At 52.5% G+C, this 12,447-nt stretch carries 9 protein-coding genes; all 9 read left to right on the top strand.

Going from position 1 to position 12,447, the window contains the following annotated elements; genetic code table 11:
* Positions 1-90, top strand: a 90-nt coding sequence (locus tag ACOTYB_RS22330; protein ID WP_001676084.1) for an elongation factor Tu, incomplete at its 5' end; no start/stop codon positions are given.
* A 227-nt stretch (positions 91-317) separates the two neighbouring features.
* Positions 318-701, top strand: a complete 384-nt coding sequence (secE, locus tag ACOTYB_RS22325) for a preprotein translocase subunit SecE (protein ID WP_003862342.1) — start codon at positions 318-320, stop codon at positions 699-701.
* 1 nt (position 702) lies between these two features.
* Entirely contained in the window at positions 703-1,248 is a 546-nt protein-coding gene (gene nusG / locus ACOTYB_RS22320; RefSeq protein WP_003862341.1) for a transcription termination/antitermination protein NusG, read from the top strand.
* Positions 1,249-1,404: 156 nt separating this feature from the next.
* Positions 1,405-1,833: a 50S ribosomal protein L11 gene (rplK, locus tag ACOTYB_RS22315; protein WP_003862340.1), complete on the top strand. Its 429-nt coding sequence runs from the start codon at positions 1,405-1,407 to the stop codon at positions 1,831-1,833.
* 3 nt (positions 1,834-1,836) lie between these two features.
* Positions 1,837-2,541 (top strand): 50S ribosomal protein L1, encoded by a 705-nt coding sequence (gene rplA, locus ACOTYB_RS22310; RefSeq protein WP_006810530.1) that lies wholly within the window; start codon positions 1,837-1,839, stop codon positions 2,539-2,541.
* A 289-nt stretch (positions 2,542-2,830) separates the two neighbouring features.
* Positions 2,831-3,328 carry a 50S ribosomal protein L10 gene (rplJ, locus tag ACOTYB_RS22305; RefSeq protein WP_003862338.1) on the top strand — a complete coding sequence of 166 codons (498 nt, stop codon included), beginning with the start codon at positions 2,831-2,833 and terminating at the stop codon, positions 3,326-3,328.
* A gap of 66 nt (positions 3,329-3,394) precedes the next feature.
* Positions 3,395-3,760, top strand: a complete 366-nt coding sequence (gene rplL, locus ACOTYB_RS22300) for a 50S ribosomal protein L7/L12 (protein WP_002445276.1) — start codon at positions 3,395-3,397, stop codon at positions 3,758-3,760.
* 319 nt (positions 3,761-4,079) lie between these two features.
* A complete protein-coding gene (rpoB, locus tag ACOTYB_RS22295; RefSeq protein WP_008503453.1) occupies positions 4,080-8,108 on the top strand; it encodes a DNA-directed RNA polymerase subunit beta in 4,029 nt (1,342 codons plus the stop codon).
* 76 nt (positions 8,109-8,184) lie between these two features.
* Positions 8,185-12,408 (top strand): DNA-directed RNA polymerase subunit beta', encoded by a 4,224-nt coding sequence (rpoC, locus tag ACOTYB_RS22290; protein WP_022650200.1) that lies wholly within the window; start codon positions 8,185-8,187, stop codon positions 12,406-12,408.
* The last annotated feature ends 39 nt before the right edge of the window (positions 12,409-12,447 follow it).

Genomic DNA, 12,447 nt, shown 5'->3' with positions numbered 1-12,447 from the left:
CCAATCGCGATGGACGACGGTCTGCGTTTCGCAATCCGTGAAGGCGGCCGTACCGTTGGCGCGGGCGTTGTTGCTAAAGTTCTCGGCTAATCGCTGATAACATTTGACGCAATGCGCAATAAAAGGGCATCATTTGATGCCCTTTTTGCACGCTTTCACATCAGAACCTGGCTCATCAGTGATTAATTTTGTCATAATCATTGCTGAGACAGGCTCTGCGGAGAGCGTATAATACGAAAAGCGAATAGCATTTCGATTGGTTTGCCTCGCACTCGCGGGGTGAAAATGTTTGTAGAATACTTCTGACAGGTTGGTTTATGAGTGCGAATACCGAAGCTCAAGGGAGCGGGCGCGGCCTGGAAGCGATGAAATGGGTAGTTGTAGCCGTGCTGCTGATTGTGGCGATTGTCGGCAACTATCTTTATCGTGACATGATGCTGCCGCTACGCGCGCTTGCAGTGGTAATTCTGATTGCTGCGGCGGGTGGTGTCGCGCTGTTGACGACGAAAGGCAAAGCGACCGTTGCGTTTGCCCGCGAAGCGCGTACCGAAGTCCGCAAGGTCATTTGGCCGACTCGCCAGGAAACATTGCACACCACGCTGATTGTAGCGGCGGTAACCGCTGTAATGTCACTGATCCTGTGGGGACTGGATGGTATTCTGGTTCGCCTGGTATCCTTTATCACTGGCCTGAGGTTCTGAGATGTCTGAAGCCCCTAAAAAGCGCTGGTACGTCGTTCAGGCGTTTTCCGGTTTTGAAGGCCGCGTAGCTACGTCGCTGCGTGAGCATATCAAATTACACAATATGGAAGAGTTATTTGGCGAAGTTATGGTTCCGACCGAAGAAGTGGTTGAGATCCGTGGCGGCCAACGTCGCAAAAGCGAACGTAAATTCTTCCCGGGTTACGTGCTGGTTCAGATGGTGATGAACGACGCGAGCTGGCACCTGGTGCGCAGCGTACCACGCGTGATGGGCTTTATCGGCGGCACATCTGACCGTCCGGCGCCAATCAGCGACAAAGAAGTTGATGCGATTATGAACCGCCTCCAGCAGGTGGGTGACAAACCGCGTCCGAAAACGCTGTTTGAACCGGGTGAGATGGTTCGTGTTAACGACGGTCCGTTTGCTGACTTTAATGGCGTCGTCGAAGAAGTGGACTACGAGAAGTCCCGCCTGAAAGTTTCCGTTTCTATCTTTGGTCGTGCGACCCCGGTAGAGCTGGATTTTGCTCAGGTAGAAAAAGCCTAAGCAGCGATCAAAAAAGCGACGATTTAATCGTTGCACAGGGCGCGAGATTGGAATACAATTTCGCGCCTTTTGTTTTTATGGGTTCCGACCCGTAAAACGAATTTTATTCACGGGGAGCCTCTCCGAGGCGTTATTACCCAATCAGAGGATTTTAGAATGGCTAAGAAAGTACAAGCCTACGTCAAGCTGCAGGTTGCAGCAGGTATGGCGAACCCAAGTCCACCAGTTGGTCCAGCTCTGGGTCAGCAGGGTGTGAACATCATGGAATTCTGTAAAGCGTTCAACGCCAAAACTGAATCCATGGAGAAAGGTCTGCCAATCCCAGTTGTAATCACTGTTTACGCTGACCGTTCTTTCACTTTCGTTACCAAAACCCCTCCAGCAGCAGTTCTGCTGAAGAAAGCAGCGGGCATCAAGTCTGGTTCCGGTAAGCCGAACAAAGACAAAGTGGGTAAAATTTCCCGCGCTCAGTTGCAGGAAATCGCGCAGACCAAAGCTGCCGACATGACTGGTTCCGACATTGAAGCGATGACTCGCTCCATCGAAGGTACTGCACGTTCCATGGGCCTGGTAGTGGAGGACTAAGAAATGGCTAAACTGACCAAGCGCATGTCCGTGATCCGTGACAAAGTTGATGCGACCAAACAGTACGACATCAACGAAGCTATCGCTCTGCTGAAAGAACTGGCTACCGCTAAGTTCGTTGAAAGCGTTGACGTTGCCGTTAACCTGGGCATCGACGCTCGTAAATCCGATCAGAACGTTCGTGGCGCAACTGTACTGCCACACGGTACTGGCCGTTCCGTACGCGTAGCTGTATTTGCTCAGGGTGCAAACGCTGAAGCTGCTAAAGCTGCCGGCGCTGAACTGGTAGGTATGGAAGATCTGGCTGATCAGATCAAGAAAGGCGAAATGAACTTTGACGTTGTTATTGCTTCTCCAGATGCAATGCGCGTTGTTGGCCAGCTGGGCCAGGTTCTGGGTCCACGCGGCCTGATGCCAAACCCGAAAGTGGGTACTGTAACTCCTAACGTTGCTGAAGCAGTTAAGAACGCTAAAGCAGGTCAGGTTCGTTACCGTAACGACAAAAACGGCATCATCCACACCACCATCGGTAAAGTGGACTTTGACGCTGACAAACTGAAAGAAAACCTGGAAGCTCTGCTGGTTGCGCTGAAAAAAGCAAAACCAACTCAGGCGAAAGGCGTGTACATCAAGAAAGTTAGCATCTCCACCACCATGGGTGCAGGTGTTGCAGTTGACCAGGCTGGCCTGAGCGCTGCTGCAAACTAATGCCTTTACGTGGGCGGTGATTTTGTCTACAATCTTACCCCCACGTTTGCTAACAAAAGTTAGCGGCTAAAAGAATTGTTCGTTGGAGCCTGGCCTATCCAGGCCTCCGTCGAAGACCGCAGGTGTTTCGCAAGAAACTTAATCCCCTGCGTAGACGGTGACAGAACGCTAAGATTATTTTAAATACTCTGGCTTGTTTCTGCTCACCGTATTAAGACGCTCTTCCCGTTGGGTCGAGTGAAGTGAGTTCCGGAACATGAGTTCCGGCAAACATCCAGGAGCAAAGCTAATGGCTTTAAATCTTCAAGACAAACAAGCGATTGTTGCTGAAGTCAGCGAAGTAGCCAAAGGCGCGCTGTCTGCAGTAGTTGCGGATTCCCGTGGCGTTACTGTAGACAAAATGACTGAACTGCGTAAAGCAGGTCGTGAAGCTGGCGTATACATGCGTGTTGTTCGTAACACCCTGCTGCGTCGCGTAGTTGAAGGTACTCAGTTCGAGTGCCTGAAAGACACGTTTGTTGGTCCGACCCTGATTGCATACTCTATGGAACACCCGGGCGCTGCTGCTCGTCTGTTCAAAGAGTTCGCGAAAGCGAATGCAAAATTTGAGGTCAAAGCTGCAGCCTTTGAAGGTGAGTTGATCCCGGCATCGCAAATCGATCGCCTGGCAACCCTGCCGACCTACGAAGAAGCAATTGCACGCCTGATGGCAACCATGAAAGAAGCTGCGGCTGGCAAACTGGTTCGCACTCTGGCTGCTGTACGCGATGCGAAAGAAGCTGCTTAATCGCAGTTATCTTTATAAAGCATTTGCTTACGTATAAACTTATTCTGATTTTCAGGAACAATTTAAATGTCTATCACTAAAGATCAAATCATTGAAGCAGTAGCAGCTATGTCCGTAATGGACGTTGTAGAGCTGGTTTCTGCAATGGAAGAAAAATTCGGTGTTTCTGCTGCTGCTGCTGTAGCTGTAGCTGCGGGCCCGGCTGAAGCTGCTGAAGAAAAAACTGAATTCGACGTAATTCTGAAAGCTGCTGGCGCGAACAAAGTTGCTGTAATCAAAGCAGTACGTGGCGCAACTGGCCTGGGTCTGAAAGAAGCTAAAGACCTGGTAGAATCTGCTCCAGCTGCGCTGAAAGAAGGCGTGAGCAAAGACGACGCAGAAGCACTGAAAAAATCTCTGGAAGAAGCTGGCGCTGAAGTTGAAGTTAAATAAGCCAACTTTTCTGGTTGCAGCCTAAGCAATTGGGCTGATGGCTGGTGACTTTTTAGTCACCAGCCTTTTTGCGCTGTAAGGCATCAGCAGCATTTCACACTGTTTGACTGCTGGTTGTCCTGACAATGCTTGTTTCTATCGACGACTTAATATACTGCGACAGGGTGCTCGCTCTGTGTAAATCGCAATGAAATGGTTTAAGCGTGATAGCAACAGGTATTGCGGAAAGTATTCAATTTTCCGGTCCACAAAATGGTGTTGCACAAACTGTCCCTTCGTCGGACAGATGGGTCGACTTGTCAGCGAGCTGAGGAACCCTATGGTTTACTCCTATACCGAGAAAAAACGTATTCGTAAGGATTTTGGTAAACGTCCACAAGTTCTGGACATTCCATATCTCCTTTCTATCCAGCTTGACTCGTTCCAGAAGTTTATCGAGCAAGATCCTGAAGGGCAGTACGGCCTGGAAGCAGCCTTCCGTTCCGTGTTCCCGATTCAGAGCTACAGCGGTAATTCCGAGCTGCAGTACGTCAGCTACCGCCTTGGCGAACCGGTGTTTGACGTTCAGGAATGTCAGATCCGTGGCGTGACCTATTCCGCACCGCTGCGCGTAAAACTGCGTCTGGTGATCTACGAGCGCGAAGCGCCGGAAGGCACCGTAAAAGACATTAAAGAACAAGAAGTCTACATGGGTGAAATTCCACTCATGACGGACAACGGTACTTTCGTTATCAACGGTACTGAGCGTGTTATCGTTTCCCAGCTGCACCGTAGCCCGGGCGTCTTCTTCGACAGCGATAAAGGTAAAACGCACTCTTCCGGTAAAGTACTGTATAACGCACGCATCATTCCTTACCGTGGTTCATGGCTGGACTTCGAATTCGATCCAAAAGACAACCTGTTTGTCCGTATCGACCGTCGTCGTAAGCTGCCTGCAACCATCATTCTGCGTGCACTGAACTATACCACTGAGCAGATCCTGGACCTGTTCTTTGAGAAAGTGATCTTTGAAATCCGCGACAACAAGTTGCAGATGGAGTTGGTGCCGGAACGTCTGCGTGGTGAGACCGCGTCGTTCGACATCGAAGCCGACGGCAAAGTGTATGTGGAAAAAGGTCGCCGTATCACCGCGCGCCACATCCGCCAGCTGGAAAAAGATGATATCAAACACATCGAAGTTCCGGTTGAATACATTGCAGGAAAAGTAGCCGCAAAAGATTACGTTGATGAATCAACTGGCGAGCTGATCTGCCCGGCGAACATGGAGCTGAGCCTGGATCTGCTGGCTAAGCTGAGCCAGGCTGGCCACAAACGTATCGAAACGCTGTTCACCAACGATCTGGACCACGGTCCGTACATCTCTGAGACTGTACGCGTCGACCCAACCAACGATCGTCTGAGCGCGCTGGTCGAAATCTACCGCATGATGCGTCCTGGTGAGCCACCAACTCGCGAAGCGGCTGAAAGCCTGTTCGAGAACCTGTTCTTCTCCGAAGACCGCTACGATCTGTCCGCGGTTGGTCGTATGAAGTTCAACCGTTCTCTGCTGCGCGACGAAATCGAAGGTTCCGGTATCCTGAGCAAAGACGACATCATTGAAGTGATGAAGAAGCTCATCGATATCCGTAACGGTAAAGGCGAAGTGGACGATATCGACCACCTCGGCAACCGTCGTATCCGTTCCGTAGGCGAAATGGCGGAAAACCAGTTCCGCGTTGGCCTGGTACGTGTAGAGCGTGCGGTGAAAGAGCGTCTGTCTCTGGGCGATCTGGATACCCTGATGCCTCAGGATATGATCAACGCCAAGCCGATTTCTGCGGCAGTGAAAGAGTTCTTCGGTTCCAGCCAGCTGTCTCAGTTCATGGACCAGAACAACCCGCTGTCTGAGATCACGCACAAACGTCGTATCTCCGCACTCGGCCCAGGCGGTCTGACCCGTGAGCGTGCAGGCTTCGAAGTTCGAGACGTACACCCGACCCACTACGGTCGCGTATGTCCAATCGAAACGCCTGAAGGTCCAAACATCGGTCTGATCAACTCCCTGTCCGTGTACGCACAGACGAACGAATACGGTTTCCTCGAGACCCCGTATCGTAAAGTGACCGACGGTGTTGTTACTGACGAAATTCATTACCTGTCTGCTATCGAAGAAGGCAACTACGTTATCGCTCAGGCGAACTCCAACCTGGATGACGAAGGCCACTTTGTAGAAGATCTGGTTACCTGCCGTAGCAAAGGCGAATCCAGCTTGTTCAGCCGCGACCAGGTTGACTACATGGACGTATCCACTCAGCAGGTGGTATCCGTCGGTGCGTCCCTGATCCCGTTCCTGGAACACGATGACGCCAACCGTGCATTGATGGGTGCGAACATGCAACGTCAGGCCGTTCCAACTCTGCGTGCTGACAAGCCGCTGGTTGGTACCGGTATGGAACGTGCTGTTGCCGTTGACTCCGGTGTTACAGCAGTTGCTAAGCGTGGCGGTACCGTTCAGTACGTTGACGCATCCCGTATCGTTATCAAAGTTAACGAAGACGAGATGTATCCGGGCGAAGCGGGTATCGACATCTACAACCTGACCAAATACACCCGCTCTAACCAGAACACCTGTATCAACCAGATGCCATGTGTGTCTCTGGGTGAGCCAGTTGAGCGCGGCGACGTGCTGGCAGATGGTCCGTCCACCGACCTCGGTGAACTGGCGCTCGGTCAGAACATGCGCGTAGCGTTCATGCCGTGGAACGGTTACAACTTCGAAGACTCCATCCTCGTCTCAGAGCGTGTGGTTCAGGAAGATCGTTTCACCACCATCCACATTCAGGAACTGGCATGTGTGTCCCGTGACACCAAGCTGGGGCCAGAAGAGATCACTGCCGACATCCCTAACGTGGGTGAAGCTGCGCTCTCCAAACTGGATGAATCCGGTATTGTTTACATCGGTGCGGAAGTCACCGGCGGTGATATTCTGGTAGGTAAGGTGACGCCGAAAGGTGAAACCCAGCTGACGCCAGAAGAGAAACTGCTGCGTGCTATCTTCGGTGAGAAAGCGTCTGACGTTAAAGACTCTTCTCTGCGCGTACCAAACGGTGTTTCCGGTACGGTTATCGACGTTCAGGTCTTCACTCGTGATGGCGTTGAGAAAGATAAGCGTGCGCTGGAAATCGAAGAGATGCAGCTCAAACAAGCTAAGAAAGACCTGTCTGAAGAACTGCAAATCCTCGAAGCAGGTCTGTTCAGCCGTATCTATGCGGTGCTGGTTGCCGGTGGCGTTGAAGCTGAGAAGCTCGACAAACTGCCACGCGATCGCTGGCTGGAACTGGGCCTGACCGACGAAGAGAAACAGAATCAGCTGGAACAACTGGCTGAGCAGTATGACGAACTGAAACACGAGTTCGAGAAAAAACTCGAAGCGAAACGCCGTAAAATCACTCAGGGCGACGATCTGGCACCTGGCGTGCTGAAGATTGTTAAGGTGTATCTGGCTGTTAAACGTCAGATCCAGCCTGGTGATAAGATGGCAGGTCGTCACGGTAACAAGGGTGTTATCTCTAAGATCAACCCGATCGAAGATATGCCGCACGATGCTAACGGTACGCCGGTAGATATCGTACTGAACCCACTGGGCGTACCGTCTCGTATGAACATCGGTCAGATTCTGGAAACCCACCTGGGTATGGCTGCGAAAGGTATCGGCGATAAGATCAACGCCATGCTGAAACAGCAGCAGGAAGTCGCGAAACTGCGCGAGTTCATCCAGCGTGCCTATGATCTGGGTACCGACGTTCGTCAGAAAGTCGACCTGAACACCTTCAGCGATGAAGAAGTGCTGCGTCTGGCAGAGAACCTGCGCAAAGGTATGCCAATTGCAACGCCGGTATTCGACGGTGCAAAAGAAGCTGAAATTAAAGAGCTGCTGCAACTGGGTGGTCTGCCAACGTCTGGTCAGATTACGCTGTTTGACGGCCGTACCGGTGAACAGTTCGAGCGTCCGGTAACCGTAGGTTACATGTACATGCTGAAACTGAACCACCTGGTCGACGACAAGATGCACGCTCGTTCTACCGGTTCTTACAGCCTGGTTACTCAGCAGCCGCTGGGTGGTAAGGCTCAGTTCGGTGGTCAGCGCTTCGGGGAGATGGAAGTGTGGGCGCTGGAAGCATACGGCGCAGCATACACCTTGCAGGAAATGCTCACCGTTAAGTCTGATGACGTGAACGGTCGTACTAAGATGTATAAAAACATCGTAGACGGCAACCATCAGATGGAGCCGGGCATGCCAGAATCCTTCAACGTACTGTTGAAAGAGATTCGTTCGCTGGGTATCAACATCGAACTGGAAGACGAGTAATTCTCGCTCAAACAGGTCACTGCTGTCGGGTTAACGCCCGACAGCAGAGTGTGCTAACTCCGACGGGAGCAAATCCGTGAAAGACTTATTAAAGTTTCTGAAAGCGCAAACTAAAACCGAAGAGTTTGATGCGATCAAAATTGCTCTGGCTTCGCCAGACATGATCCGTTCATGGTCTTTCGGTGAAGTTAAAAAGCCGGAAACCATTAACTACCGTACGTTCAAACCTGAGCGTGACGGCCTTTTCTGTGCGCGTATTTTCGGGCCAGTAAAAGATTACGAGTGCCTGTGCGGTAAGTACAAGCGCCTGAAACACCGTGGTGTGATCTGTGAGAAGTGTGGCGTTGAAGTGACCCAGACCAAAGTACGCCGTGAGCGTATGGGCCACATCGAGCTGGCGTCTCCAACCGCTCACATCTGGTTCCTGAAATCTCTGCCGTCCCGTATCGGCCTGCTGCTGGATATGCCGCTGCGCGATATCGAACGTGTTCTGTACTTCGAATCTTATGTGGTTATCGAAGGCGGGATGACCAATCTGGAACGTAACCAGATCCTGACCGAAGAACAGTATCTGGACGCGCTGGAAGAGTTCGGTGACGAATTCGACGCGAAGATGGGTGCGGAAGCTATCCAGGCCCTGCTGAAGAGCATGGATCTGGAGCAAGAGTGTGAAACTCTGCGCGAAGAGCTGAACGAAACCAACTCCGAAACCAAGCGTAAAAAGCTGACCAAGCGTATCAAACTGCTGGAAGCGTTCGTTCAGTCTGGTAACAAACCAGAGTGGATGATTCTGACCGTTCTGCCGGTTCTGCCGCCAGATCTGCGTCCGCTGGTTCCGCTGGATGGTGGTCGTTTCGCAACGTCAGATCTGAACGATCTGTATCGTCGCGTGATCAACCGTAACAACCGTCTGAAACGTCTGCTGGATCTGGCTGCGCCGGACATCATCGTACGCAACGAAAAACGTATGCTGCAGGAAGCGGTAGATGCCCTGCTGGATAACGGTCGTCGCGGTCGTGCGATCACCGGTTCTAACAAACGTCCTCTGAAATCTTTGGCCGACATGATCAAAGGTAAGCAGGGTCGTTTCCGTCAGAACCTGCTCGGTAAGCGTGTTGACTACTCCGGTCGTTCTGTAATCACCGTAGGTCCATACCTGCGTCTGCATCAGTGCGGTCTGCCGAAGAAAATGGCACTGGAGCTGTTCAAACCGTTCATCTACGGCAAGCTGGAGCTGCGTGGCCTGGCCACCACCATCAAAGCCGCGAAGAAAATGGTTGAGCGTGAAGAAGCTGTCGTTTGGGATATCCTGGACGAAGTGATCCGCGAACACCCGGTACTGCTGAACCGTGCACCAACTCTGCACCGTCTGGGTATCCAGGCCTTTGAGCCGGTACTGATCGAAGGTAAAGCTATCCAGCTGCACCCGCTGGTTTGTGCGGCCTATAACGCCGACTTCGATGGTGACCAGATGGCTGTTCACGTACCGCTGACGCTGGAAGCCCAGCTCGAAGCGCGTGCGCTGATGATGTCTACCAACAACATCCTGTCTCCAGCGAACGGTGAACCTATCATCGTTCCTTCTCAGGACGTTGTACTGGGTCTGTACTACATGACCCGTGACTGTGTTAACGCCAAAGGCGAAGGCATGGTGCTGACTGGCCCTAAAGAAGCTGAGCGTATTTATCGCGCTGGCCTGGCCTCTCTGCATGCGCGCGTTAAAGTGCGTATCACCGAATACGAAAAAGATGAAAACGGCGAATTCGTTGCGCACACCAGCCTGAAAGACACGACCGTTGGCCGTGCCATTCTGTGGATGATCGTACCGAAAGGTCTGCCTTTCTCCATCGTCAACCAGGCGCTGGGCAAGAAAGCGATCTCCAAAATGCTGAACACCTGTTACCGCATTCTGGGTCTGAAGCCGACCGTTATCTTCGCTGACCAGACAATGTACACCGGCTTTGCTTATGCAGCGCGTTCAGGTGCATCTGTTGGTATCGATGACATGGTCATCCCAGAGAAGAAACACGAGATCATCTCTGAAGCGGAAGCTGAAGTTGCTGAAATCCAGGAGCAGTTCCAGTCTGGTCTGGTAACCGCAGGCGAACGTTACAACAAAGTTATCGATATCTGGGCTGCGGCGAACGATCGTGTATCCAAAGCGATGATGGATAACCTGCAAACCGAAACCGTGATTAACCGTGACGGCGTAGAAGAGCAGCAGGTCTCCTTCAACAGCATCTACATGATGGCCGACTCCGGTGCGCGTGGTTCTGCGGCACAGATTCGTCAGCTGGCAGGTATGCGTGGTCTGATGGCGAAGCCAGATGGCTCCATCATCGAAACGCCAATCACCGCGAACTTCCGTGAAGGTCTGAACGTACTCCAGTACTTCATCTCCACGCACGGTGCGCGTAAAGGTCTGGCGGATACCGCACTTAAAACGGCGAACTCCGGTTATCTGACGCGTCGTCTGGTTGACGTTGCGCAGGATCTTGTCGTCACCGAAGACGATTGTGGCACCCTCGAAGGTATCACCATGACCCCTGTTATCGAGGGTGGTGATGTTAAAGAGCCGCTGCGCGATCGCGTACTGGGTCGTGTGACCGCGGAAGACATCCTGAAGCCGGGCACCGCAGACATTCTGGTTCCACGCAACACCCTGCTGCACGAACAGTGGTGTGACCTGCTGGAAGCGAACTCTGTTGACTCCGTGAAGGTGCGTTCCGTTGTATCCTGTGACACCGACTTTGGTGTGTGTGCGCACTGCTACGGTCGTGACCTGGCGCGTGGCCACATCATCAACAAAGGTGAGGCTATCGGCGTTATCGCGGCACAGTCCATCGGTGAGCCAGGTACACAGCTGACGATGCGTACGTTCCACATCGGTGGTGCGGCATCTCGTGCGGCTGCTGAATCCAGCATCCAGGTGAAAAACAAAGGTAGCATCAAGCTCAGCAACGCGAAGTCGGTTGTGAACTCCAGCGGTAAACTGGTTATCACTTCCCGTAACACCGAGCTGAAGCTGATCGACGAATTCGGTCGTACCAAAGAGAGCTATAAAGTGCCTTACGGTGCGGTTATGGCGAAAGGTGATGGCGAGCAGGTTGCCGGCGGTGAAACCGTTGCTAACTGGGATCCACACACCATGCCGGTTATCACCGAAGTAAGTGGTTTCATCCGCTTCACTGACATGATCGACGGCCAGACCATTACTCGTCAGACCGACGAGCTGACCGGTCTGTCTTCTCTGGTGGTTCTGGATTCTGCTGAACGTACTACCGGTGGTAAAGATCTGCGTCCTGCACTGAAAATCGTTGATGCGCAGGGTAACGACGTTCTGATTCCTGGTACCGATATGCCTGCGCAGTACTTCCTGCCGGGTAAAGCGATTGTACAGCTGGAAGATGGCGTACAGATCAGCTCTGGTGATACCCTGGCGCGTATTCCTCAGGAATCCGGCGGTACCAAGGACATCACCGGTGGTCTGCCACGCGTTGCGGACCTGTTCGAAGCACGTCGTCCGAAAGAGCCTGCGATCCTGGCTGAAATCAGCGGTATCATCTCCTTCGGTAAAGAGACCAAAGGTAAGCGCCGTCTGGTTATCACGCCTGTAGATGGCAGCGAGCCGTACGAAGAGATGATTCCTAAGTGGCGTCAGCTCAACGTGTTCGAAGGTGAACGCGTAGAACGTGGTGACGTGGTTTCCGACGGTCCAGAAGCGCCGCACGACATCCTGCGTCTGCGTGGTGTGCATGCTGTTACCCGTTACATTGTTAACGAAGTACAGGACGTATACCGTCTGCAAGGCGTTAAGATTAACGATAAACACATTGAAGTTATCGTTCGTCAGATGCTGCGTAAAGCGACCATCGAAAACGCGGGCAGCTCCGACTTCCTGGAAGGCGAGCAGGTTGAATACTCACGCGTTAAGATCGCTAACCGCGATCTGGAAGCGAACGGCAAAATTGGCGCGACCTTCTCGCGCGATCTGCTGGGTATCACCAAAGCGTCTCTGGCAACCGAGTCCTTCATCTCTGCTGCATCGTTCCAGGAAACCACGCGTGTCCTGACCGAAGCGGCTGTTGCAGGTAAACGTGATGAACTGCGCGGTCTGAAAGAGAACGTTATCGTGGGTCGTCTGATCCCGGCCGGTACCGGTTATGCGTACCACCAGGATCGTATGCGTCGTCGCGCAGCGGGCGAACTGCCAGCTGCACCGCAGGTGACTGCCGAAGATGCATCCGCGAGCCTGGCAGAACTGCTGAACGCAGGTCTGGGCGGTTCCGACAACGAGTAATCGTTGATGCCGTAAATAAAAAACCCGCCTCGGCGGGTT

Origin of the sequence: Enterobacter cloacae complex sp. IR5450 (genome assembly GCF_049238665.1) — a bacterium.
Lineage (GTDB): Bacteria > Pseudomonadota > Gammaproteobacteria > Enterobacterales > Enterobacteriaceae > Enterobacter > Enterobacter hormaechei_C.
This window is presented reverse-complemented; position numbering and strand designations above follow the sequence as displayed.

What these genes read in the sequence shown, in the direction of transcription:
- secE (WP_003862342.1), top strand. Translation starts at nt 318, where the DNA reads ATGAGTGCGAATACCGAAGCTCAAGGGAGCGGGCGCGGCCTGGAAGCG.
- nusG (WP_003862341.1), top strand. Translation starts at nt 703, where the DNA reads ATGTCTGAAGCCCCTAAAAAGCGCTGGTACGTCGTTCAGGCGTTTTCC.
- rplK (WP_003862340.1), top strand. Translation starts at nt 1,405, where the DNA reads ATGGCTAAGAAAGTACAAGCCTACGTCAAGCTGCAGGTTGCAGCAGGT.
- rplA (WP_006810530.1), top strand. Translation starts at nt 1,837, where the DNA reads ATGGCTAAACTGACCAAGCGCATGTCCGTGATCCGTGACAAAGTTGAT.
- rplJ (WP_003862338.1), top strand. Translation starts at nt 2,831, where the DNA reads ATGGCTTTAAATCTTCAAGACAAACAAGCGATTGTTGCTGAAGTCAGC.
- rplL (WP_002445276.1), top strand. Translation starts at nt 3,395, where the DNA reads ATGTCTATCACTAAAGATCAAATCATTGAAGCAGTAGCAGCTATGTCC.
- rpoB (WP_008503453.1), top strand. Translation starts at nt 4,080, where the DNA reads ATGGTTTACTCCTATACCGAGAAAAAACGTATTCGTAAGGATTTTGGT.